This is a genomic window from Kitasatospora sp. NPDC059327 (assembly GCF_042752535.1).
Lineage (GTDB): Bacteria > Actinomycetota > Actinomycetes > Streptomycetales > Streptomycetaceae > Kitasatospora.
Map to the genome: position 1 here is coordinate 60,540 of NZ_JBHYYB010000028.1, position 22,434 is coordinate 82,973.

A 22,434-nucleotide genomic window follows, 5' to 3' on the forward strand; every position below is an offset into this window, starting at 1 on the left:
GGCCCGCCCCTGCCAGCACAGTCCAGTCACGCGTGAAAGGAAACTGACCACCAGTGGTCGACGACAACCGTCCCGACGGCGAGCAGCCGGACGCCAGTACCGCCACCGACACGTTCGTGTCCCGGGTCGAGCCGATCGAGCTCGAGACCGAGATGCAGCGGTCGTACCTCGACTACGCGATGAGCGTGATCGTCAGCCGCGCGCTGCCCGAGGTCCGCGACGGCCTCAAGCCGGTGCACCGCCGCGTGCTCTACGCGATGTACGACGGCGGGTACCGGCCCGAGAAGGGCTACTACAAGTGCGCCCGCGTCGTCGGCGACGTCATGGGCAACTACCACCCGCACGGTGACACGTCGATCTACGACACCGTGGTCCGCCTGGCCCAGCCGTGGTCGCTGCGGATGCCGCTGGTGGACGGCAACGGCAACTTCGGCTCGCCGGGCAACGACCCGGCCGCGGCCATGCGCTACACCGAGTGCAAGCTGATGCCGCTGGCCATGGAGATGATGCGCGACATCGACGAGGAGACCGTCGACTTCGCCGCCAACTACGACGGCCGCTCGCAGGAGCCCACCGTCCTGCCCGCGCGCATCCCCAACCTGCTGGTCAACGGTGCCACCGGCATCGCGGTCGGCATGGCCACCAACATCCCGCCGCACAACCTCCGCGAGGTCGCCTCCGGCGCGCTCTGGGCGCTGGAGCACCCGGACGCCTCCAACGAGGAGCTGCTGGAGGCCCTGATCGAGCGGATCAAGGCCCCGGACTTCCCGACCGGCGCGCTGATCGTCGGCCGCCGCGGCATCGAGGACGCGTACCGCACCGGCCGCGGCTCGATCACCATGCGCGCGGTGGTCGAGGTCGAGGAGATCCAGGGCCGCCAGTGCCTGGTGATCACCGAGCTGCCGTACCAGGTCAACCCGGACAACCTCGCGCTGAAGATCGCCGACCTGGTCAAGGACGGCAAGGTCGCCGGCATCGCCGACGTCCGCGACGAGTCCTCCTCGCGCACCGGTCAGCGCCTGGTGATCGTGCTCAAGCGCGACGCCGTCGCCAAGGTCGTGCTGAACAACCTCTACAAGCACACCGACCTGCAGACCAACTTCGGCGCCAACATGCTGGCCCTGGTCGACGGCGTGCCGCGCACGCTCTCGCTGGACGCCTTCATCCGGCACTGGGTCAACCACCAGGTCGAGGTCATCGTCCGCCGGACCACCTTCCGGCTGCGCAAGGCCGAGGAGCGCGCGCACATCCTGCGCGCCCTGCTCCGCGCCCTGGACGTGATCGACGAGGTCATCGCGCTGATCCGGGCCTCGGCCAGCGCCGATGCCGCCCGCAGCGGGCTGATGGAGCTGCTCTCCATCGACGAGCTCCAGGCCAACGCGATCCTGGAGATGCAGCTGCGCCGGCTGGCCGCCCTGGAGCGCCAGCGGATCATGGACGAGCACGACGAGCTGCAGCGCAAGATCGACGAGTACAACGCCATCCTGGGCTCGCCGGCCCGGCAGCGCGAGATCATCTCCGAGGAACTCACCGCGATCGTCGAGAAGTACGGCGACGAGCGGCGGTCCACCCTCATCCCCTCCGACGGCGACCTCTCCATCGAGGACCTCATCGCCGAGGAGGACATCGTCGTCACGATCACCCGCGGCGGCTACGTCAAGCGGACCCGCTCCGACCTCTACCGCTCGCAGAAGCGCGGCGGCAAGGGCGTGCGCGGTGCCCAGCTGAAGCAGGACGACATCGTCGACCACTTCTTCGTGACGACGACCCACAACTGGATCCTGTTCTTCACCAACAAGGGCCGGGTCTACCGGGCCAAGGGCTACGAGCTGCCGGACGCCGGCCGTGACGCCCGCGGCCAGCACGTGGCCAACCTGCTGGCCTTCCAGCCGGAGGAGCACATCACCCAGGTGATGGCGGTGCGCACCTACGAGGACAAGCCGTACCTGGTCCTCGCCACCCGGGCCGGCCTGGTGAAGAAGTCCGCGCTCAAGGACTACGACTCCCCGCGCTCCGGCGGCCTGATCGCGATCAACCTGCGTCAGGACGAGGAGGGCCGGGACGACGAGCTGATCGGCGCCGAGCTGGTCTCCGCCGAGGACGACCTGCTGCTGGTCTCCCGCAAGGCCCAGTCGATCCGGTTCACCGCGACCGACGACGCGCTGCGGCCCACCGGCCGTGCCACCTCCGGCGTCAAGGGCATGTCGTTCCGTGAGGACGACGAACTGCTGTCGATGAACGTGGTCCGGCCGGGGACGTACGTCTTCACCGCCACCGACGGCGGCTACGCCAAGCGCACCGGGGTGGACGAGTACCGTATCCAGGGACGCGGCGGTTTCGGCACCAAGGCGGCGAAGATCGTCGAGGGCCGCGGTTCGCTGGTCGGGGCCCTGGTGGTGGACGACACCGACGAGATCATGGCGATCACCCTCTCGGGTGGGGTGATCCGCACGAGGGTTTCCGAGGTTCGTGAAACCGGACGTGACACCATGGGCGTCCAACTGATCAACCTCGGAAAGCGCGACGCGGTGGTGGGCATGGCCCGCAACGCGGAGGCCGAGGACGATTTGCTGGAGGACGAGGCGGCCGACGCCGAGTCCACCGAGATGGCCGAGGGTACGGAGACGGCGGGCGGCGAGGAAGCCCGGGCCTGACCCGTACCGCGCGGGTCGGTGCCGTCGCGTCCGTTCACGGGCGCGGCGGCACCGGCCGCCGACCGGTTCCGGGCAATCCCGCCGGGTGCTGGATGACGAGTGACGACGCAGGGCGGCGCCGCCGCCCTGGTGGGAAGTGCGGGAGGACCAGTGAGTGGAGCCACGGGTGCTGCGGGAGGAGCCACCGGCGGCCGTCCGGGCGCAGCACAGGGCGGCGGGGGCTACGGGGTGCCGCAGCCGCCGGCCGAGCACCCCTCCGCGTCCACCTCGCTGATGCCACCGGTCGGTGCGGCGGGCCAGGGCGGCGGAGCTACCTACGGGGGCCAGCCGACTCCCCCGCCGCCGGGCACGGCGCCGGGAGCGAACGGGTTCTCGCAGCCGACGACGTACACCAAGGGGCAGCCGACGCCGCCCCGGGGCACCCGGACGGGCGGCAACACCCCGCCCGGCGGCACGCCCGTCCCGGGCGGCGCCCCGCGCCGGCCCGGCCCCGCGCCGACCGGTGGGGGCTCCGGCCTCGGCCGGACCCGCAAGGCCCGGCTGCGCATCACCAAGGCCGACCCGTGGTCGGTGATGAAGGTGAGCTTCCTGCTGTCGCTGGCGGTCGGGATCATCATCATCGTCGCGGCGGCGGTGCTGTGGATGACGCTGGACTCGCTCGGGGTCTTCGACTCGCTGGGCAAGACCCTCAAGGAGGTCACCGCCGGCGAGGCCGCCAACAGCGGCATCAACCTGATGGACTACATCGGGTTCGGCAAGGTGATGACCTTCACCTCGTTGATCGCGGTGGTGGACGTGGTGCTGCTGACCGCGCTCTCCACGCTCTCGGCGTTCATCTACAACGCGGCGGCCGGCTTCACCGGCGGCATCGAGCTGACCCTGGCCGAGGAGGACTGATCCCGGCCGCGCCGTCCGGGGGCTGACCCCCGGTCATATCTTCGTCCGCAGACGGAATGTGCGGGCCCCGGAGGCTGTTGCAGCCTCCGGGGCCCGTCGGCGTTTCGGGTGACAGCCGGTCCCCGCGGCGTGCCGCCCGGTCGGGTGTCCGCCGCGGTGGGATTAGCTGGACGCGCTCGTGCCGAGTTTCCGATCGCCGCAGGCCGCCCCCGGTCCGACCGGCCGGGCGGGTACGGCTGTGCAGGTTCGGCTGGACGGAGGCGCGCGATGGCTCAGCTCGCAAGGCAACTGGTCGAGGCCCTGGAGGGGCTGCTGGGGGTCCCGGTACCGCTGCGGCTGCGGCTGTGGGACGGCAGCGCCGCCGGGCCGCCGGGGGCGCCCACGGTGGTGCTGCGCAACCGGCGGGCGCTGCGCCGGCTGCTCTGGCAGCCGGGGGAGCTCGGGCTGGCCCGGGCCTACGTCTCGGGGGACTTGGAGCTCGCCCCCGGCACCGACCTCTACGAGGTGCTGGCGGTCGTCGCGGACCTCGCCGAGCGTCCCGAGATCCGCGGGCTGGCGCTGGGCCCGGCCGAGGCGGTCGGTCCCCGGGGCCGCCGGGTGCTGGCGGCCCTGCTGCGGGCCGGCGCGCTCGGGCCGCAGCCCACCCCGCCGCCGGAGGAGGCCGGGAGGGTCCGCGGGCGGCTGCACAGCCGTGGCCGGGACCGCGCGGCCATCAGCCACCACTACGACGTCGGCAACGAGTTCTACGGGCTCGTGCTGGGCTCGTCGATGGTGTACTCCTGTGCCTACTGGGAGCCCGCCGCGAAGAGCCTGGAGGCGGCCCAGGAGGCCAAGCTCGACCTGATCTGCCGCAAGCTCGGCCTGCGCCCCGGGATGCGCCTGCTGGACGTCGGCTGCGGCTGGGGCTCGCTGGTGCTGCACGCGGCGCGGCACTACGGCGTGACGGCGGTCGGCGTCTCCATCTCGGCGGAGCAGGTCGCGCTGGCTCGCCGGCGGGTCGAGGAGGCCGGCCTGGCCGACCGGGTCGAGATCCGGCTGCAGGACTACCGGGAGATCCCGGACGGCCCGTTCGACGCGATCTCCAGCGTCGGCATGGCCGAGCACGTCGGCTCCGAGCAGTACCGGGTCTACGCCGAAGCGCTGTACGGCCTGCTGGAGCCCGGCGGCCGGCTGCTCAACCACCAGATCGCCCGCCGCCCCGACCACCCGGGGGAGGCGTACCGGCTCAGCCCGTTCATCGACCGCTACGTCTTCCCGGACGGCGAGCTCTCCCCGGTCGGTTCCACCGTGGCCCGGCTGGAGGAGGCCGGATTCGAGGTCCGTGACGTCGAGGCGCTGCGCGAGCACTACGCGCTGACGCTGCGCGAGTGGGTGGCCAACCTGGAGGCGCACTGGACGGAGGCGGTCCGGCTGGTCGGCCGCGGCCGGGCCCGGGTCTGGCGGCTGTACATGGCGGCCTCCGCCCTCGCGTTCGAGGAGAACCGGATCGGGATCAACCAGGTGCTCGCGGTCCGGACCGGCCCCGGGGGCGCCGCCCACCTTCCGGCGACCCGGGAGGAGTGGTTGCTCCGCCGTCCCACCGCTTCCCACCAGCGGACTGCCGCCGCGGCCCCCGCCGATCAGGATTTGGGAGATCGGCCGTCGGTCCGCTAATCTTTCAGTGCGGCAAGGGCCTATAGCTCAGACGGTTAGAGCGCTTCCCTGATAAGGAAGAGGCCACAGGTTCAAGTCCTGTTAGGCCCACCACCGCGAAGGGCCCGGAGCGATCTCGCTCCGGGCCCTTCGGCGTTCCCGCCGCCAACGGGGAACCCCGGGCCCGCTCCGGGGGTTGTGCGGGGAGGGGCGGTGGAGGGATGGTGGCGGTATGGCGTTGTTCTGGGCGATGAGCATCCCCGGGCTGGTCTGCGCGCTGGTCGCGCTGGCCTTCGTGGACCAGCTGGCACTGCGGGCGCGCAGGTCGCGCTGGATCCCCTGGCGGGGGACGGGCCGGGAGGGGCAGGTCTCGGCGACCGGCTTCGAGCAGCTGCACGCGCAGTTCGCGGCGGGCAAGCAGAACGAGCTGGACGAGCGGCGCAGCACCCTGATGCTGCGGGACGAGGAGGGCGAGGGCGCCCCGCCGCGGACCAGGGTGGACCTGGCCTCCGGTACCGCCGTGGTGGTCCCGCCGTCCCGCCGGTGACCGCTCCGGGGCGCGCCGGGGGCGGTCCCCGGGCCGGTCCGGAGCGGGCCGACCGTACGACAGAAGGTATGGCGTCAATCCTGCGGCCGGACGCCTTGGTTGGCGGCAGCGGTGGCTGGTCACGATTGGGACACCGGTGTGTATCATCGGCCGCAAGGGCAGTCTGGCACCCGGCAGCCCGTTCGTGCTCGTAACAACTCATGGACTCGTCGGCCCGGCCAATCCGGTCGGGGCACGGCTGTTGAGTCCGATACGCAAGAAGGACGAGGTCCCGCGGTGAAGAAGCTTCTCCTGGTCGCCCTGGTCGCCCTCGGCGGCTTCTTTGTCTACCGTCAGGTCCAGGCGGACCGCGCCGAGCAGGACCTGTGGACCGAGGCCACCGACCCGGTCCCGGCCGGTCGCTGAGGCCCCGGACGATCTGACGATCGACGATCTTCGGAGGCGCCGCACGGCGTCTCCCGGGCCGGCCGGCCCGGTCGGGTGACCGGGTCGGACGGCCTTCGGGCACCGCTCGGGGACGAGTGTCGGGACAGGGCGCGGGATTCGCGCCGGGACCCGGTACGCTAGTGCCCGGCGGTACAAGCGGTGCCGTCGAGGGGCTTTAGCTCAGTTGGTAGAGCGCTGCCTTTGCAAGGCAGATGTCAGGAGTTCGAGTCTCCTAAGCTCCACAGCAGAACACCACGGACGAACAGCCGATCGGCCGCTGACCCGAACCCGGGTCGGCGGCCGATCGGCGTTTCGCGCGGGTGCGGCCGGTCAGTGCGGCTTGCGCGGGTCGTGCGGCTTGGGGCGGTCGTCCTCGTGGGCCGGCCCGCCGGGCGCCGGAGGGCCCGGCTCGGGGTCGGTGCCGCCGGGCCGCGCCGGGGCGTCGGTCTCGGCCGCGGAGCCGTTCAGCGGGCTCGTGGCGGTGCCCGGAGCGGTGCCGGCGCCCGTCGGTCCGTTGCCCGCGGCGTGCGAGCCGCCGGGGCGCTGGGGCGAGGCGGGGTCGGCCTTGCCGGGCTCCCCGTTCGGGGGCTCGACCAGCCACTCGGGGTTGCCCTGGTGGCGCCACCACTGCCAGACCAGGATGCCGCTGCCGATCGCGACGGCGCCCGCCACGGCGAGGCCGGTGGCCCAGCCGTTGCGGTGCTCCTTCTTGATGTTCCGTGCGGCGAGCGCGCTGATCTCGGCCGAGGTGACGTGACCCTGCAGCGCGGTCAGCGCGGCGGCGCCGCGGGCGTGGGCCTCCTGCGCCACGGGGGTGACGCCGGCGCGGGCCTCCTCGACCGCGTGGGTGACCCTGGGGACCACGGTGGACCGGGCCTGGTCGGCGGCGCGGACGGTGGAGAGCCGGGCCGCCAGGGCGGCCTCCTGGGCCCGGTGCAGGGCCTTGAGGGTGTTCTTCTGGGCTTCCGGGGGCAGGCTGGCGAAGGCGTGTTCGAGTTGCGGGGCGATGTGCTTGACGTACTGGACGCGGGCGTTCTGGGCCGCCTGGGAGGCCTTCGGCCCGATGGCGTCCACAGCGGGGCCCAGCCGCTGCTTCGCGCCGTCCGCGAGGTGCACCGCGGTCTCCTTGGCGGTGGCGGCGTAGGGCGCGAGAGTGTCCCGGGTCTTGCCGGCCGTCTCACGAGCTGAGTCCAAACGGGTCACGAGTCTCTCCTCCTGGTGGCGTCCTTTATGCACATATCCACCTGAATGCTGATCATGCATCCTGATTTGTCCGACAGCACTCCGGAGTGGGCCGTACGCGGGGCGCGGGCCCGTGGCGGGGACGGTCCGCCCGGCCCGGTCGGGCGAGGACCGGATCGGGCCGGTGGAGATCGCTCGGCGCCGACCCGTCGCAGTACGCTGGCGATCCCGGTGCCACCCGTACGGCGGGTGCCGGCCGGGCCGCGCAGCCGATGTAGGGGAAGGGTTACCGCTGATGCTCCCGGACGAGTCCAGGCCGCCCACGGACAAGGAGCCGCGGCCGGACGGCGGGTCCGGGCCGCGCCGCTGCTACCGGCACCGGGAGCAGGAGACCGGCATCGCCTGCTCCCGGTGCGACCGGCCGATCTGCCCCCGGTGCATGGTGAACGCCTCGGTGGGCTTCCACTGTCCGGAGTGCGTCGGCGGGGACAACCGGCAGGTGCGGCAGGCGACCACGCGGTTCGGCGGGCAGCTGAGCACGGACGGCGCGCTGGTCACCAAGATCCTGATCGGGATCAACCTCGTGGTCTTCCTGCTGGCCGCCTACGTGCTCACGCCGTGGCTGTCCCGGGACCTCTCGCTGTACAGCATCGGCCCGCAGCTCACCGGCTTCCCGTACGGCGTCGCGGCCGGCCCGGACCAGTGGTACCGGTTGCTGACCGCGACCTTCCTGCACGTCGCGCCGTGGCACGTCGGCACCAACATGGTGATGCTCTGGGTGATCGGCCCCTCGCTGGAGGCGGCGCTCGGCCGGCTCCGCTACCTGGCCCTCTACCTGCTGTCGGGCCTGGCGGGCAGCGCCTTCGCCTTCCTGGTGGCCGGCGGCTTCATGAACTCGCTGGGGGCCTCCGGCGCCGTCTTCGGGCTGCTCGGCGCCACCGTGGTGATGCACAAGCAGAGCCGGGCGCCGCTGGGACCGGTGATCGCGCTGCTGGTCTTCAACCTGATCGTCACCTTCTCGGTCGCCGGCATCGACTGGCGGGCGCACATCGGCGGGCTGGTCGCCGGCACGCTGACCGCGGCCGGGCTGATGTACGCGCCGCGGGAGCGCCGGGCGACCGTCCAGGCGCTGACGGTGGCGGGGGTGGCGGGCCTGGTGCTGGCGATGGTCCTGATCGGGACGGCCCGCTACGGCGGGTGACGCTCCCGACGTTTGTCCACAGCGGGTGGGGAGTTGTGCACAGCCTGTGCGACCACAGTTCTGTGGACTGTTGTTCTACGCGTGTCCTGCTGTACGGATTCCGCATTCGGGGGAGGGCGTGCGGGAGCGCGGAACCGGCGCTCGACGCGAGTTATCCACAGGCTGGCGAGACTTTTCCCCAGTGTGGATAACCATGTGGATAAGCGCGATAAGAGGGATAACCGTCGGGCGGTATCCGGACACACCACAGCGCCGCCCCGCGGAACGAAGCCCGGGGCGGCGGGGGAGAACGCTCAGGGCAGCAGCCCCGGCGTCACTTCCACTGCGTGGAGACGCCGAATCCTGCCGCGATGAAGCCGAAGCCCACCAGGATGTTCCAGTTGGCCCAGCTCTCCACCGGCCAGCTGCCGCTCGTCACGTAATAGGTGACGATCCAGACCAGACCGACCAGGAACAGTGCCAGCATCAGAGGGGCTACCCAGCTTCGGCCCGAGCTGATCTTCACCGTGGCCGTGGTCGGCGGGGTGTAATCGGACTTCTTGCGGAGTCGAGACTTCGGCACGAGGAGCTCTCCTGTCGATGCGCTGTGAGACCGCGCAGGGGTTCAGCGGGTGGGGCGGCTGGTGGTGGCGGCTGTGGGAGAACGTTAGGGGAACCGATCCCGCACATGCCACCGGCGTCCGTTAGCGTAGTGGCTCGGCGGGTCTGAAGGAGATAAGGGTACGGTGCCTAATTTGTCGATTCCTCCTCGGCCTGCCCGCTCCCGCGCCGCCGGCACCCGAATTGTCGGCCGTGCCCTGACCTGCGCCGTCTTCGCGCTCGCCGGACTGCTCTTCTACATCAGCGCGCAGACCGCCCGCGGCACCGATCTGCGGACCGACAACTCGCTGCTGAGCCTCGGCGACGTGATACGCCAGCGCAGCTCGCAGAACCAGCAGTCCCAGGCGCAGCTCGCCGACCTCCAGGCGCGCTCCCAGGCACTCACCGACCAGCAGGGCCGCAGCCCCGCCGACGCCGCCCGGCTGACCGCCCTCCAGCAGGCCGCCGCCCTGGAGCCGCTGCAGGGGCCCGGGCTGACCGTCACGCTCAACGACGCCCCGCCGAACGCCACCGCGCGCATCCCCGGGGTGCCCGAGCCCGGCGTCAACGACCTGGTCATCCACCAGCAGGACATCCAGGCGGTGGTCAACGCGCTCTGGCGGGGCGGCGCCGAGGGCGTCCAGGTGATGGACCAGCGGCTGATCTCCACCAGCGCCGTCCGCTGCGTGGGCAACACCCTGCTGCTCCAGGGCCGGGTGTACTCCCCGCCGTACGTGGTCAAGGCGGTGGGGCGCACCGACGCGCTGCGGGCCGCCGTGGACGCGGACCCGACGATCCGTAACTACCTGCAGTACGTGCAGGCGTACGGGCTGGGCTGGAAGGTCCAGGAGAGCGGCGAACTCGCCCTGCCCGGCTACTCCGGCACGGTCGACCTGCGCTCGGCCGGGGGCCAGTGACCGGCGGCCGGTGACCGCCGGTGCGGGCCCAGCCCGGTCCCGCCGGGCGCGACGGGCGGGCGCCGGTGGGGAAGCCCGCCTCACGCGCCCGGATCACGGGTCTACTCTTGACCCCAGTCTGTTGCGTCGAGGGAGCACCATGTACGGCTGGATCTGGCGACACCTTCCGGGGCACCCCCTGGTCCGGGCCCTCATCTCGCTGCTCCTCGTCCTGGGGGTGGTCTACCTCCTGTTCACTTATGTCTTCCCGTGGGCGGAACCGCTGCTCCCCTTCGGCGACGTCACAGTGGACGGCGACGGCGGCGCCGCCGGCTGACCCGGCCGGGCCCTGTTCCTCCCCCAGTCCCCGCAGCCCACGGAGATAGCGCGCGAATGACCACCCAGCTGACCTCGCCCCGCATCCTGGTCGTCGACAACTACGACAGCTTCGTCTTCAACCTGGTCCAGTACCTCTACCAGCTCGGCGCCACCTGCGAGGTGGTGCGCAACGACGAGGTGACGGTCGAGCACGCGGTGCGTCGCGCGGGCGACGAGGGCTTCGACGGGGTGCTGCTCTCCCCCGGACCGGGCGCGCCCGAGGAGGCCGGGGTCTGCGTCGACATGGTCCACCACTGCGCGGGGATCGGTCTGCCGGTCTTCGGCGTCTGCCTCGGCCTGCAGTCGATCGCGGTCGCGTACGGCGCGGTGGTCGGCCGGGCGCCCGAACTGCTGCACGGCAAGACCTCGCTGGTGGAGCACGAGGACGGCGGCGTGTTCGAGGGCCTGCCCTCGCCGCTCACCGCGACCCGGTACCACTCGCTGGCGGTCGAGCCGGCCACCGTGCCGGACGAGCTGGTGGTGACCGCCCGGACCGCGAGCGGCGTGATCATGGGCCTGCGCCACCGCGGCCTGCCGGTCGAGGGCGTGCAGTTCCACCCGGAGTCGGTCCTCACCGAGGGCGGGCACCGGATGCTCGCCAACTGGCTGGCGGAGTGCGGCGATCCGCGGGCCGTCGGCCGTTCGGCCGGGCTCGCCCCGGTGATCGGCCGGGGCTGACCGGCATGACCGCCGTGCGTCCGGAGGGGCGTTACCAGTCGGGGGCGGATCCGCAGGGGGCCGACGCGTACGGCCGGGGCGGCCGGCACCGGCAACCGGACCCGCGGTACGACGGCCGGGGCGAGTACCCGCCGAACAGCCAGTACCAGGAGTACGACCCCTACGGGGCGCGGTCGGCGGGGCCGGGCGTGCCGGAGCAGGGCGGGGCCGAGGACGGCTGGGGCGTCTACGAGCAGGCCGGGCAGCCCGTGCCGGGCACCTCGGCGCACCCGGAGCAGCCCGAGTACCCCTGGCTGGCCGACCAGACCCTCCAGTTGCGGCTCCCGGCCTTCGCCGAGGGCGAGGTGGCGCCGCCGGCCGGCGGCCGCGCCGAGCGCCGGCGTGCCGCGCAGGGCCGGATGTCCGTGCGCTCGGGCGGCGGGCGCCGCCGGGCCGCCGGTGGTGCCGCCGCGGGCCGGGCCCGGCCCAAGGAGTCGCCGGCCGTGGTGGTCGCGCGCCTCGTCGGCGAGCTGTGCATCACGCTCGGCCTGGTGATGCTGCTCTTCGTCTCCTACCAGCTCTGGTGGACCAACGTGCAGGCCGACGCGGCCGCCGACGGTGCCCGCAACCAGCTGGAGCAGCAGTTCGACGCGGCCCAGCCGGCACCCGGCGCGCCCGGTCAGCCCGCGCCGGACCCGGCCAAGCCGGAGACCTTCGAACCGGGCAAGGGCTTCGCGATCATCCACCTGCCCAAGCTGGGCCTGAAGTTCCCGATCGCCGAGGGCACCTCCAAGTCGGCGGTGCTCGACAAGGGCCTGGTCGGCCACTACACCGGTACCGGGATGCCGGCCGACAAGGCGGGCAACTTCGCGCTGGCCGCGCACCGCAACACCCACGGCGAGCCGTTCCGGCACATCAACCAGCTCGGCAAGGGCGACAAGATCGTGGTGGAGACCTCCACCGCGTACTACGTCTACGAGATCACCGGCGGCATCCCGGAGACTCCGCCGTCCAACGTCAGCGTGATCAAGCCGGTGCCCAACGGCTCCGGCTACAACCAGGCGGGCCGCTACATCACCCTGACCACCTGCACCCCGGAGTTCAGTTCCAAGGCGCGGCTGATCATCTTTGGCAAGATGATCGAGGAACGGCCGCGGAGCCAGGGCAAGCCGCCGGGCCTGACGGTCGGCTAGCGATCGCGGCGGACGGCCGCCGCACCGGGTGTCCAGTGAGCGAGGGGGAGTACAGGTGATCCAGGAGGAGACGGCGGCGGAGGCGTTCCCGCCGCCGGAGCCCGCCCGGCGGCGGGGCCGGGGCCGGGCATTGGCCGCGCTCGGCGTCTTCGGCGAGCTGCTGATCACTCTGGGCCTGGTGCTCGGCCTGTTCGTCGCGTACTCGCTCTGGTGGACCAACGTGGAGGCCGACGCGGCCGCGTCGCGGGCCTCCGACCGGCTGCGCAGCGCCTGGGCGGCGGGGCCGACGACGAGCGCCCCCCCGGTCGCCCCCGGCGTCCCGAGCCCCACCGCGCCACCCGGCCCGGCCTTCGCGGCGGGCGACGCGGTCGGCTTCCTGCACGTGCCCGCGATGGGCAAGGACTACCAGGTGCTGATCCGGATGGGCACCGACGCCGACACCCTGGCCGAGGGCGTCGCCGGGGTGTACGAGCAGCCGTACCGCGCCGCGATGCCCTGGGACGCGAGCGGCAACTTCGCGCTGGCCGCCCACCGGGACGGCCACGGGGCGAAGTTCCACGACCTCGACGCCGTCCGCAAGGGCGCCGCGATCGTGGTCGAGACCAAGGACAAGTGGTACGTCTACCAGGTCGACAGCACCCTGCCGGAGACCTCCAAGTACGACACCGGCATCGTCGCCCCCGTCCCCAAGGGCTCGGGCTACCAGGGGCCGGGACGGTACATCACCCTGACGACCTGTACGCCGGTCTACACCTCGCGCTACCGGATGGCGGTCTGGGGCAGCCTGGTGCGGGTGGACGACATGGACGCCCGGCGTACGCCGCCGCCCGAGCTGCGCCGCGGCTGACCGGCCCGGACGGGCCCGGACGGGCCCGGGACGGCGGCCCGAGCGGGCCGCCGGGCCCGGGGGCCGGGAGTGCCCCGAGCGGTCCCGGAGAGCGGCCAGGAGGGGCCCGGAGAACGGGCCGGCGGGGCCCGGACGGCGGGGAGCCGGCGGCCGGCCGCGGAGAACGGCGGAGGGGCCCGCCGCGGCCGTGCGTACCGGCCGTGGCGGGCCCCTCGGGTTCACCTAGAACCAGGGGAACCAGGGGCTAGGGGTTGTTCCCCCCTTTGGTGGGGCTGGTGGCCGGGGAGCTGGGGGGGTTGGTGTCCCCTTTGGCATCGGCCGGCCGGGTCACCAGGCTGATCGAGGTGTTCGGGTCGACCTGGGTGCCGGCGCCCGGCATCGAGGACAGCACCAGGGCGTTCGGGTCCTGCGGGCCCAGGGTGACGCTGTAGCTCAGACCGAGGGCCTTCAGCTGTTTGTCGGCCTCCCTCAGCGTGAGGTTCTGCAGCGGCGGGACCTGGATCTTGTCCGGGGCCTTGAAGATCGTCAGGGTGATCTTCGAGTTGGCCGCGGCCTTGCTGTTCGGCTGGAGCGACTGCGAGGCGACGGTGTTGACCTTGGTGGGGTCGGTGGTCGGGCTCGTCTTCGAGGCGTCGACCTGGAAGCCGGCGCTCTCCAGGGTCGCCTGCGCGGCCTCCTTCTGCTGGCCGAGCACACTGGGGACCTGGACCTTGGTCTTGCCCTGCGAGACCGTCAGCTTCACCGGCGCGGTCGGGTCGCCCGGGGCGCCCGACGCCGGGTCCTGGGCGGTGACCTGCTCCTGCGGAGCCGTGTCGTCGTCCTTGTACTCGGGGACCACGTTGGTGAAGCCGGCGTCGTTGAGCGCCTTGACCGCCTGGTCCTTGGTCTTGCCGACGACGTTCGGCACGCTCGCCTTGGCCGGGCCGGAGGAGAGCTGCACCGTGATCGTGGCGGTCTCCGCGACCTGGCCGCCGGCCGCCGGGTTCTGGGTGCAGACCTGGTCCTTCTTGATGGCGGCGTCCGGGCAGGCCACCTTCTCGCCCTCGGTCACCACCAGCTTCGGACCGGTCTGCGCGGCCAGGGTCTTGGCGTCCGCCAGGCTCTTGCCGACCAGGCTCGGGGCGACGATCTTGGCGGCTTCCTTCTTGTCGTCGCCCTTCTTGTCGCCGAACATCGCCTGGGCGACGAAGAAGGTGCCCACCAGGACCAGCACGGCGGCGATCGCCAGCACGATCCAGGAGGTGTTGCTCTTCTTCGGCGGCTCCTCGCCGCGCCGGCCCCCGCCGCGGCCGTAGCCGTCGTCGTAGCCGTCGTTGCCGCCGCCGCCCGGGGCACCGGAGTAGGTCTGGCCGTAGCCGTCGTCCTGGTAGCCGGGCTGCTGGCCGTACCCGGGCTGTCCGCCGGCCTGCGGCAGCATGGTGGTCGGCCCGCCGCCGGGGTGCTGCGGCAGCATGTTGGTCTGGCCGTACGGGTCGTGCTGCGGGTAGCCGTTCTGGTCGTAGCCGTACCCGGCCGCACCGCCCATGCCGTACGCGGCGGCCTGCTGGGCGGCGGCCACCGGCAGGCCGTCGAGGAAGCGCTCGATGTCGTCGCGCATCTCGTCGGCGCTCTGGTAGCGGTAGTCGCGGTCCTTGGCGAGCGCCTTCAGCACGATCGCGTCGATCTCGGGGCGCACCTCCGGGTCGAAGGCGGACGGCGGCTGCGCCTCCTCCCGGACGTGCTGGTAGGCCACCGCCACCGGGGAGTCGCCGACGAACGGCGGGCGCACGGTCAGCAGCTCGTACAGCAGGCAGCCGGTGGAGTAGAGGTCCGAGCGGGCGTCGACCTGCTCACCCTTGGCCTGCTCGGGGGAGAGGTACTGGGCGGTCCCGATGACGGCGGAGGTCTGCGTCATGGTCATCCCGGCGTCACCCATCGCCCGGGCGATGCCGAAGTCCATGACCTTGACGTTGCCCTGCCGGGTCAGCATCACGTTGGCGGGCTTGATGTCGCGGTGCACGATGCCGGCCCGGTGCGAGTACTCCAGGGCCTGGAGGATGCCGATGGTCATCTCCAGCGCCCGTTCCGGCAGCAGCCGGCGGCCGGAGTGCAGCAGCTCCCGCAGGGTGGACCCCTCGACGTACTCCATCACGATGTACGGGATGGAGATGCCGTCGATGTAGTCCTCGCCGGTGTCGTACACGGCGACGATCGCGGGGTGGTTCAGTGATGCCGCGGACTGCGCCTCACGGCGGAAGCGGGCCTGGAAGGACGGATCGCGGGCCATGTCGGCCCGGAGCGTCTTCACGGCGACGGAACGGCCGAGCCGGGAGTCATGGGCGAGGTACACCTCGGCCATGCCGCCGCGCCCGAGGACGCCGCCGAGCTCGTACCTGCCGCCTAGGCGACGAGGCTCTTCCATAGTTCCGACCCTCTCCCTCACCCGCCGGTGAGGTTGTGACGTAGGTGTCCCCGCACGCTCTGAGTGACGCCGGCCCGGCCCCGGATGGTTCTGCGATCAGGACCGTTCGACGTCTCGCGGGCGGCAACGGGCACACCCGCTGCTGCGGATACGCTACCGGTCGCACCGGGCCGGACCGGAGTCGGCCGTCGGCCGATACCAGACCGGTATCCGGACGGCGGGGCCGATCGTGAGATTCCACGCACCTGTGGCGGCCGCCCGCTACTTGCCGAGGGCGGCCTGCATCACCGCCTTGGCGACGGGCGCCGCGAGCCTTCCGCCGCTGATGCCGTCACGGTTGTTGGAGCCGTCCTCGACCACGACCGCCACCGCGACCGACTGGCCGTCGGCGGTCTTGGCGTAGGAGGTGAACCAGGCGAACGGCAGCCCGGCGTTGTCCTCGCCGTGCTGCGCGGTACCGGTCTTGCCGCCGACCGTCAGACCCGGGATCCGGGCGTTCTTGCCGGTGCCGTTCTCGACCACCGAGACCATCAGGTCCTGCATCTTCTGCGCGGTGGCCGGGCTCATCGGCTGGGAGAACTGCTTCTCGGTGTGCTTCGAGACGGTGGTCAGCGAGGCCGAGCGCTCCTGGTCGACCAGGTACGGCTGCATCAGCGAGCCGTTGTTGGCGATCGCGGCCGAGACCATGGCCATCTGCAGCGGGGTGGCCCGGGTGTCGTGCTGGCCGATCGAGTCCAGCGCGGTGCCGTCCGGGGTGGAGTTGCTGGGGAAGACGCTCTTCTCGGAGCGGACCGGGGTGTCGATCGTGCTGTTGAAGCCGAACTTCTCGGCCTGGGAGCGCATCTTGTCCTTGCCCAGGTCGGCGCCGATCTTGCCGTAGACCGTGTTGCAGGACTGGTCCATGCCGGACTTCAGCGTGGCGTTCTCACACTTCTCGAACTCGCTCTCGTTCTTGAGCTCGGTCCTGGTGCCCGGCAGCACGTACGGGTTCGGGGTGTCGGTGGCGTCGTCGATGTTCTGGTACAGGCCGTTCTCGAACGCCGCCGTCGCGGTGACCAGCTTGAACGTCGAGCCGGGCGGGTACGTCTCGCGCAGCGCGCGGTTGAGCATCGGCTTGTTCGGGTCCGCGTTGAGGTCCACCCAGGCCTTGGAGTCGGCGGACTCGCTGCCCGCGAACACGCCGGGGTCGTAGGACGGCGTGGAGACCAGCGCCAGGATCGCGCCGGTGCGCGGGTCGAGCGCGACCACCGCGCCCTTCTTGCCGCCGAGGCCGTCGAACGCGGCCTTCTGGGCCTTGGCGTTGATCGTCGTGACGACGTCGCCGCCCTTCTTCGGCTCCCCGGTCAGCATGTCCAGGGTGTTGCGGAAGAACAGCCGGTCGTCGGTGCCGGAGAGGATGCCGTCCTCCAGCTGCTCCAGCTGGCTGGCGCCGAACGACTGCGAGGAGTACCCGGTCACCGGCGCGTACATCGGGCCGTCGACCCAGGAGCGCTTGTACTTGTAGCGCAGGCCGTTGACGAAGTCGGACTGGGTGACCGGCTGGCCGCCGACGACGATGTTGCCGCGCGGGTGGGCGTAGCGGTCGTACACCTGCCGCTTGTTGTTCTTGTTGGTGGCCCAGGCGTCGGCCTGGACGCCCTGGACCCAGTTGGTGCGCACCATCAGGGCCAGGATCAGGACCAGGCAGAAGATCGAGACCCGGCGGATCGGCTTGTTCACGAGGCTGCTCCCCCCTGGAGCTCGGAGGCCGGGGCCGGTTCCACCCCGGGGCGGCGGGCGCTGTCGCTGATCTTCAGCAGGATCGCGACCAGGGCCCAGTTGGCGACCACCGAGGATCCGCCCTGGGCGAGGAACGGCATGGTCATACCGGTCAGCGGGATCAGGCCGGTGACACCGCCGGCGACCACGAAGACCTGGAGCGCCATGGCGGAGGAGAGGCCGACGGCGAACAGTTTGCCGAACGGGTCGCGGGCCGCGACGGCGGTGCGCAGACCGCGCTGGACCAGCAGGGCGTAGAGCATGAAGATCGCCATCAGGCCGGTGAGGCCGAGCTCCTCGCCGAACGAGCCGAGGATGAAGTCGCTCTTGGCGGCGAAGTCGATCAGCCAGGAGCGGCCCTGGCCGAGGCCCGAGCCGGTCACGCCGCCGGAGCCCAGCGCCATCAGCGACTGGCCGATCTGTTCCGTCGACCCCGGTGGTGGTTTGGGGGCGAAGGCGGCCATCGGGTCGAGCCAGGCGTCGATCCGGGTCTTCACGTGGCTGGCGGTGGAGGCCACCGCGACGGCGCCGCCGACGGACATCAGCAGGCCGAAGACGATCCAGCTGGTGCGCTCGGTGGCGACGTACAGCATCACCACGAAGAGGCCGAAGTACAGGAAGGAGGAGCCGAGGTCGTTCTCGAAGATCAGGATCAGCAGGCTGAGCAGCCAGATCACGATGATCGGCCCGAGGTCGCGGCCGCGCGGCAGGTAGAGGCCCATGAAGCGGCGGCTGGCCAGGGCCAGGGCGTCGCGCTTGACCATCAGGTAGCCGGCGAAGAAGACGGTCAGGATGATCTTGGCGAACTCGCCGGGCTGGATCGAGAAGGAGCCCATCCGGATCCAGATCTTGGCGCCGAAGTCCTCCTTGCGGGCCGGGAAGAAGGCCGGCGCCGCGAGCAGCACCAGGGCCGCCGCCATCGAGATATAGGTGTAGCGCTGGAGGACCCGGTGGTCCTTCAGGAAGATCATCACAAAGATGAAGAACCCGACCCCGAGACCCGACCACATCAGCTGGTTGGCGGCCGCGGGGTAGTTGTTGTGCAGGAGCTTCCCGGCCTTGTCGAGCCGCCAGATCATCACCACGCCGAGCCCGTTGAGCAGGGTGGCGATCGGCAGCATCAGCGGGTCCGCGTAGGGCGCGAAGCGGCGCATCAGCAGGTGCGCGATCAGCGCCAGCGCCCCCATGCCGAGGCCGTAGCCGAGCATGCCGGCCGGCAGCGAGTCGTCCATCGCGAGGCCCACGTTGGCGTACGCGAGGACCGGCAGCAGCACCGCGAAGGCCAGCATGGCCAGCTCGGTGTTGCGTCGGTTGGGCGTGCCCGGCGGGGAGATGGTGGTGTTGCGCCGGCGTCGGGAGGAGGCCCGGTCGGCCGGTACGCCGCCGGACCGGCGGTCGGCGCCGTTGCTCAGGTCGAAGGTGCTCACGTGGTGACCGCTCCCTGACGGCCGGCAGGCCCGCGCGGGGCGGGCCTATGTCGGGTCGCGGCCGTCACGGCTTGGGGCAGGAGTCGGCCTTCTGCCGCTCCTCGTCCGTCAGGCCGGGCAGGTCGCCCTGCGGCCCGGTGGCCGGGGCGGCGGCGCTCTGGCTCGGGGCGGCCGTGGTCGGGGTCGGCGAGGGGGTCGAGGTCGCGCTGGGAGCGGCGGCGGCCGGGGCCCGGCCGCTGGGCGAGGCCGCCGGCGAGGTGGCCGCCAGGAACCCGGCGTGCGCCACCGCGGGCGTGGTGCCCGGCTGGCCGCTGGGCGCGGTGCCCGGCGTGCCGCCCGGCAGCGCCGGGTTGGCGGCGGCCGTCCTGGCGTCGGCCACCTTGTGGCAGAACGTCGCCTGCTCGCCCAGCTTCTTCACCTTGTCGTCGGCGTCGCCGAGGCTGCTGGCCGAGATGGTGTTGGTGACGTGGGTGCGCTGGTCCTGCGGCAGGTACTTGAGTTCGACGTCCTTGTACGAGGTGTGCACCGAGGACAGGTTCAGTCCGGCGAGGCTCTGGTTGAGGCCCTGGTAGACCGCGACGTGGTCGCCGTCCACGCCGACGTAGTACTGGTCCTGGGTCCACTGGTAGCCGAAGAAGCCGACGCCGCCGAGCACGCCCAGGGCGACCAGCGCGGCGAGCGAGAGCTTGAGCCCCTTGCCCTTGCGCTTCGGCCGCTGCTCCTCGTCGAACTCCTCGGTGCCGTACACCGGGGGTTCGCCGGAGCCGTAGCCGCCGTCGTAGCCCTCGGCGGGGCCGAAGCCCGCCGGGGCGGCGCCGTAGCCGCCGTCGTAGCCCTCCGCGGGGCCGAAGGCGCCCTGCGGCGGCCGGCCGAGGCCCGCCGCCCGGCCGGCCGGGGTGTCCCGGATCGACTGGTCGGCGAGGGTCGAGGAGGGCGGGGTCTCGGCGACCGCGCCGACCACCATCGGGACGTCGTTGAACCGACCGCTCAGGGTGTCCGTGGCGCCGACGTCGAGGACGTCCGCCACGATGCAGGTGATGTTGTCCGGACCACCGCCGCGCAGGGCGAGCTGGATCAGCTCCTGCACGGTCTGCTCGGGGGAGTAGAAGCTCCCGAGGGTGTCCTGGAGGGTCTGGTGGCTGACCGGGCCGGAGAGGCCGTCGGAGCAGATCAGGTAGCGGTCGCCCGCCCGGACCTCGCGGATCGACAGGTCGGGCTCGACCTGGCCGCGGCCGTCCAGCGCCCGCATCAGCAGCGAGCGCTGCGGGTGGGTCTCGGCCTCCTCGGGCGTGATCCGGCCCTCGTCGACCAGGCGCTGCACCCAGGTGTGGTCCTGGGTGATCTGCACCAGCGAGCCGTCCCGCAGCAGGTAGGCGCGGGAGTCGCCGACGTGCACCAGGCCCATCCGCTGGCCCGTCCAGAGCATCGCGGTGAGGGTGCAGCCCATGCCCTCCAGCTGCGGGTCCTCCTCGACCATCTGCCGGAGGCGGTCGTTGGCGCCCTGGACGGCGTCACCGAGCAGGGTCAGCAGGTCGGCGCCGGGCACGTCCTCGTCCAGTCGGACGATCGAGCCGAGCACCTCGGAGGACGCGACCTCGCCGGCCGCGGCGCCGCCCATGCCGTCGGCCACGGCCAGCAGCCGCGGCCCGGCGTAGCCGGAGTCCTCGTTACCCTCCCGGATCAGCCCCTTGTGGGAGCCGGCGGCGAAGCGCAGCACCAGGGTCATGCGACCTGAGCCCCCCTCTGGGTCATGGACGGGATGCTGTCCCTCATGCGCTACTACTTCCGCAGTTCGATGACGGTCCTGCCGATACGGATCGGCATGCCCGGCTGGAGCGGGGTCGGCGCCGTCAGGCGCTGCCGGTCCAGATAGGTGCCGTTGGTGGAGCCTAGATCCTCGACCGTCCACTGCCCAGTCTGATCCGGATAGATCCTGGCATGCCGGGAGGACGCGTAGTCGTCGTCCAGCACGATGGTGGAGTCGTGCGCGCGGCCCAGCGTGATGGTCTGGCCCTGCAGCGCGACGGTCGTCCCGGCCAGCGAGCCCTGCACCACGACCAGCTGGGTCGGGGCGCCGCGGCGCCGGCCGCCGCCCTGGGTCTGGGGGGCGGGGGCGGGCTGGCCCTGCGGGGCCCGCCCGGGGGCGGCCACCGGGGCCGTGGTGGCGGTGGCCGCGGTGGCGGCACCGCCCCGACGGGAGGAACGGGGGTTCACCCTGGTCCCGAACAGGTCACTGCGGATCACCTGGACCGCGACGATGACGAACAGCCACAGCACGGCCAGGAAACCCAGCCGCATGACCGTCAGGGTCAGTTCTGACATGGCCGGCCCGCCCGTGAGTGAGCGAAGCGCGCGAACAAATCGGACACTACCCTTCGACCTGTCGGTAGACGATGGTGGTGGAACCCACGACGATTCGTGAGCCGTCGCGGAGCGTAGCGCGCTGGGTGTGCTGTCCGTCCACCACGATGCCGTTGGTGGATCCGAGGTCGAGCACCATCGAGGGGGTGCCGGGCCGGATCTCGGCGTGCTTGCGGGAGACCCCCGGGTCGTCGATCCGCACGTCGGCCTCGGTGGAGCGGCCGAGCACGCAGGCGTTCCCGGTGATCTGGTGCCGGGAGCCGTTGACCTCGATCCAGCGGCGCACCGCGGTGCCGTGGCCGGCGCCGGGGAACGGGCGGACGTTGCCGCCCGCGGCGGCCGGCGGTCCGGCGGGCATGGCGGGGGGCGCGGCCGGCGGCGGGGGCGCGCTGTAGGGGGCGGCGCCCTGCTGCTGCCACGGTGCGCCGGGGGCCGGCGGGGCCGGCGGCCGGCCGTAGCCGCCGCCCTGGGTGGGCTGCGGCGGGGCCTGCTGCGGCGCGGCCTGCGCCGACGGCTCCTCGGCGGCCAGGGTGCGGCTGCGCACCCGGTAGAGGCCGGTGTCCAGATCGTCGGCCTTCTCCAGGTTCACCTGGAGCGGGCCCATGAAGGAGTACCGCTGGGCCTCGGCGTACTCGCGGACCATGCCGGCCAGCTCGGTGCCCAGCTGACCGGAGTAGGGGCTCAGCCGCTCGAAGTCGTGCGGGCTCAGCTCGACGATGAAGTCGTTGGGCACGACGGTGCGGTCGCGGTTCCAGATGCTCGCGTTGTTGTCGCACTCGCGCTGCAGCGCGCCGGCGATCTCCACGGGCTGGACCTCGGATTTGAACACCTTGGCGAAGGTGCCGTTGACGAGACCCTCGAGTCGCTGCTCGAACTTCTTCAGCACTCCCATGGGGCACCCCCTTCCAGGGTTCGTTCGCCTGCCTGCCGACCGGATCCCGGGGAGCCGGTCGCGCCTACTTGCGGTACTTCCGTACTGATCGTATCCACGCCGGGGCCATCCATACGGTTCCCGGACCGCGTGGTGCCCGGGGGTGGGCTCGGACACACAGGGTGACGCATGGCGGCCTCGGCATGCCAGGGCTACCCGTCCGAACTGCCCCGCATCCCTCGCTCGCCTGTTCGTCCGGGCATCCGTTCGGATGCGTTCGGCCGCCCCGGGAAACGGATTCGGAGGCGGCCCGCAGGTCGTGCTACTGTTTTGCATGTCGGAAGGGGCGCCCGCAAGGGAGCCGGACCGAAGAACCGCGAAGGCCACATGGTACCGAGCGGATCGGCTGGTCGGCTGGCAACCACGACAAACACCCATGCGCGGGTGGCGGAATAGGCAGACGCGCTGGATTCAGGTTCCAGTGCCCGAAAGGGCGTGGGGGTTCAACTCCCCCCTCGCGCACAGCG

The 22,434-nt window shown here is 72.0% G+C and carries 19 protein-coding genes and 3 tRNA genes; 14 read left to right on the forward strand and 8 right to left on the reverse strand.

What is annotated here, in order from left to right; genetic code table 11:
* Window positions 1-53: 53 nt before the first annotated feature.
* From gyrA to ACFXHB_RS19055, 7 genes are all read left to right on the forward strand, one after another.
* On the forward strand, window positions 54-2,654 hold the full coding sequence (gene gyrA, locus ACFXHB_RS19025; RefSeq protein WP_380575571.1) for a DNA gyrase subunit A: 2,601 nt from the start codon (window positions 54-56) through the stop codon (window positions 2,652-2,654).
* Window positions 2,655-2,804: 150 nt separating this feature from the next.
* Complete coding sequence (locus ACFXHB_RS19030) at window positions 2,805-3,551, forward strand: DUF3566 domain-containing protein (RefSeq protein WP_380575572.1); 747 nt, start codon at window positions 2,805-2,807, stop codon at window positions 3,549-3,551.
* A 267-nt stretch (window positions 3,552-3,818) separates the two neighbouring features.
* On the forward strand, window positions 3,819-5,204 hold the full coding sequence (locus ACFXHB_RS19035) for a class I SAM-dependent methyltransferase (RefSeq protein ID WP_380575574.1): 1,386 nt from the start codon (window positions 3,819-3,821) through the stop codon (window positions 5,202-5,204).
* Between the two features lie 16 nt (window positions 5,205-5,220).
* Window positions 5,221-5,297, forward strand: a tRNA-Ile gene (locus tag ACFXHB_RS19040).
* A gap of 118 nt (window positions 5,298-5,415) precedes the next feature.
* On the forward strand, window positions 5,416-5,730 hold the full coding sequence (locus ACFXHB_RS19045) for a DUF6191 domain-containing protein (RefSeq protein WP_380575576.1): 315 nt from the start codon (window positions 5,416-5,418) through the stop codon (window positions 5,728-5,730).
* A gap of 276 nt (window positions 5,731-6,006) precedes the next feature.
* A complete protein-coding gene (locus ACFXHB_RS19050) occupies window positions 6,007-6,135 on the forward strand; it encodes a DLW-39 family protein (protein WP_014137031.1) in 129 nt (42 codons plus the stop codon).
* 190 nt (window positions 6,136-6,325) lie between these two features.
* Window positions 6,326-6,398, forward strand: a tRNA-Ala gene (locus tag ACFXHB_RS19055).
* Between the two features lie 88 nt (window positions 6,399-6,486).
* Here the strand turns inward: ACFXHB_RS19055 and ACFXHB_RS19060 are convergent.
* Window positions 6,487-7,359, reverse strand: a complete 873-nt coding sequence (locus ACFXHB_RS19060) for a DUF5324 family protein (protein WP_380575577.1) — start codon at window positions 7,357-7,359, stop codon at window positions 6,487-6,489.
* Between the two features lie 274 nt (window positions 7,360-7,633).
* Here ACFXHB_RS19060 and ACFXHB_RS19065 point away from each other — a divergent pair, with 274 nt between their 5' ends.
* Window positions 7,634-8,539 carry a rhomboid family intramembrane serine protease gene (locus ACFXHB_RS19065; protein ID WP_380575579.1) on the forward strand — a complete coding sequence of 302 codons (906 nt, stop codon included), beginning with the start codon at window positions 7,634-7,636 and terminating at the stop codon, window positions 8,537-8,539.
* A 313-nt stretch (window positions 8,540-8,852) separates the two neighbouring features.
* On the opposite strand, the gene crgA is transcribed toward ACFXHB_RS19065, so the two are convergent.
* Window positions 8,853-9,101 carry a cell division protein CrgA gene (gene crgA / locus ACFXHB_RS19070; protein ID WP_360632516.1) on the reverse strand — a complete coding sequence of 83 codons (249 nt, stop codon included), beginning with the start codon at window positions 9,099-9,101 and terminating at the stop codon, window positions 8,853-8,855.
* A 172-nt stretch (window positions 9,102-9,273) separates the two neighbouring features.
* Here crgA and ACFXHB_RS19075 point away from each other — a divergent pair, with 172 nt between their 5' ends.
* From ACFXHB_RS19075 to ACFXHB_RS19095, 5 genes are all read left to right on the forward strand, one after another.
* The gene (locus ACFXHB_RS19075; RefSeq protein WP_380575580.1) at window positions 9,274-10,035 is read left to right on the forward strand and encodes a DUF881 domain-containing protein; all 762 of its coding nucleotides are present in this window, start codon (window positions 9,274-9,276) and stop codon (window positions 10,033-10,035) included.
* A gap of 139 nt (window positions 10,036-10,174) precedes the next feature.
* Window positions 10,175-10,351 carry a hypothetical protein gene (locus tag ACFXHB_RS19080; RefSeq protein WP_329488814.1) on the forward strand — a complete coding sequence of 59 codons (177 nt, stop codon included), beginning with the start codon at window positions 10,175-10,177 and terminating at the stop codon, window positions 10,349-10,351.
* A gap of 56 nt (window positions 10,352-10,407) precedes the next feature.
* Complete coding sequence (locus tag ACFXHB_RS19085) at window positions 10,408-11,070, forward strand: aminodeoxychorismate/anthranilate synthase component II (protein ID WP_380575581.1); 663 nt, start codon at window positions 10,408-10,410, stop codon at window positions 11,068-11,070.
* A 5-nt stretch (window positions 11,071-11,075) separates the two neighbouring features.
* On the forward strand, window positions 11,076-12,242 hold the full coding sequence (locus tag ACFXHB_RS19090; protein WP_380575582.1) for a class E sortase: 1,167 nt from the start codon (window positions 11,076-11,078) through the stop codon (window positions 12,240-12,242).
* A gap of 55 nt (window positions 12,243-12,297) precedes the next feature.
* Entirely contained in the window at window positions 12,298-13,089 is a 792-nt protein-coding gene (locus tag ACFXHB_RS19095; protein WP_380575583.1) for a class E sortase, read from the forward strand.
* A 244-nt stretch (window positions 13,090-13,333) separates the two neighbouring features.
* Here ACFXHB_RS19095 and pknB read toward each other — a convergent pair whose 3' ends face one another.
* From pknB to ACFXHB_RS19125, 6 genes are all read right to left on the reverse strand, one after another.
* On the reverse strand, window positions 13,334-15,490 hold the full coding sequence (pknB, locus tag ACFXHB_RS19100) for a Stk1 family PASTA domain-containing Ser/Thr kinase (protein WP_380575584.1): 2,157 nt from the start codon (window positions 15,488-15,490) through the stop codon (window positions 13,334-13,336).
* 261 nt (window positions 15,491-15,751) lie between these two features.
* On the reverse strand, window positions 15,752-17,209 hold the full coding sequence (locus ACFXHB_RS19105; RefSeq protein WP_380575586.1) for a peptidoglycan D,D-transpeptidase FtsI family protein: 1,458 nt from the start codon (window positions 17,207-17,209) through the stop codon (window positions 15,752-15,754).
* On the reverse strand, window positions 17,206-18,582 hold the full coding sequence (locus tag ACFXHB_RS19110) for an FtsW/RodA/SpoVE family cell cycle protein (RefSeq protein WP_380575618.1): 1,377 nt from the start codon (window positions 18,580-18,582) through the stop codon (window positions 17,206-17,208). The genes ACFXHB_RS19105 and ACFXHB_RS19110 overlap by 4 nt, the downstream gene beginning before the upstream one ends.
* Window positions 18,583-18,739: 157 nt before the next feature.
* On the reverse strand, window positions 18,740-20,401 hold the full coding sequence (locus ACFXHB_RS19115) for a PP2C family protein-serine/threonine phosphatase (RefSeq protein ID WP_380575587.1): 1,662 nt from the start codon (window positions 20,399-20,401) through the stop codon (window positions 18,740-18,742).
* A 53-nt stretch (window positions 20,402-20,454) separates the two neighbouring features.
* Complete coding sequence (locus ACFXHB_RS19120; RefSeq protein ID WP_380575588.1) at window positions 20,455-20,997, reverse strand: FHA domain-containing protein; 543 nt, start codon at window positions 20,995-20,997, stop codon at window positions 20,455-20,457.
* A 46-nt stretch (window positions 20,998-21,043) separates the two neighbouring features.
* The gene (locus ACFXHB_RS19125; RefSeq protein WP_380575589.1) at window positions 21,044-21,928 is read right to left on the reverse strand and encodes an FhaA domain-containing protein; all 885 of its coding nucleotides are present in this window, start codon (window positions 21,926-21,928) and stop codon (window positions 21,044-21,046) included.
* Window positions 21,929-22,345: 417 nt separating this feature from the next.
* On the opposite strand from ACFXHB_RS19125, the gene ACFXHB_RS19130 reads away from it, so the two are divergent.
* Window positions 22,346-22,429, forward strand: a tRNA-Leu gene (locus ACFXHB_RS19130).
* Window positions 22,430-22,434 lie beyond the last annotated feature (5 nt).

Excerpts from the sequence above, each read along its gene's own strand:
- ACFXHB_RS19035 (WP_380575574.1), top strand. The coding sequence starts at position 3,819 with ATGGCTCAGCTCGCAAGGCAACTGGTCGAGGCCCTGGAGGGGCTGCTG.
- ACFXHB_RS19045 (WP_380575576.1), top strand. The coding sequence starts at position 5,416 with ATGGCGTTGTTCTGGGCGATGAGCATCCCCGGGCTGGTCTGCGCGCTG.
- ACFXHB_RS19065 (WP_380575579.1), top strand. The coding sequence starts at position 7,634 with ATGCTCCCGGACGAGTCCAGGCCGCCCACGGACAAGGAGCCGCGGCCG.
- ACFXHB_RS19080 (WP_329488814.1), top strand. The coding sequence starts at position 10,175 with ATGTACGGCTGGATCTGGCGACACCTTCCGGGGCACCCCCTGGTCCGG.
- ACFXHB_RS19085 (WP_380575581.1), top strand. The coding sequence starts at position 10,408 with ATGACCACCCAGCTGACCTCGCCCCGCATCCTGGTCGTCGACAACTAC.
- ACFXHB_RS19090 (WP_380575582.1), top strand. The coding sequence starts at position 11,076 with ATGACCGCCGTGCGTCCGGAGGGGCGTTACCAGTCGGGGGCGGATCCG.
- pknB (WP_380575584.1), bottom strand. The coding sequence starts at position 15,490 with ATGGAAGAGCCTCGTCGCCTAGGCGGCAGGTACGAGCTCGGCGGCGTC.
- ACFXHB_RS19115 (WP_380575587.1), bottom strand. The coding sequence starts at position 20,401 with ATGACCCTGGTGCTGCGCTTCGCCGCCGGCTCCCACAAGGGGCTGATC.
- ACFXHB_RS19120 (WP_380575588.1), bottom strand. The coding sequence starts at position 20,997 with ATGTCAGAACTGACCCTGACGGTCATGCGGCTGGGTTTCCTGGCCGTG.
- ACFXHB_RS19125 (WP_380575589.1), bottom strand. The coding sequence starts at position 21,928 with ATGGGAGTGCTGAAGAAGTTCGAGCAGCGACTCGAGGGTCTCGTCAAC.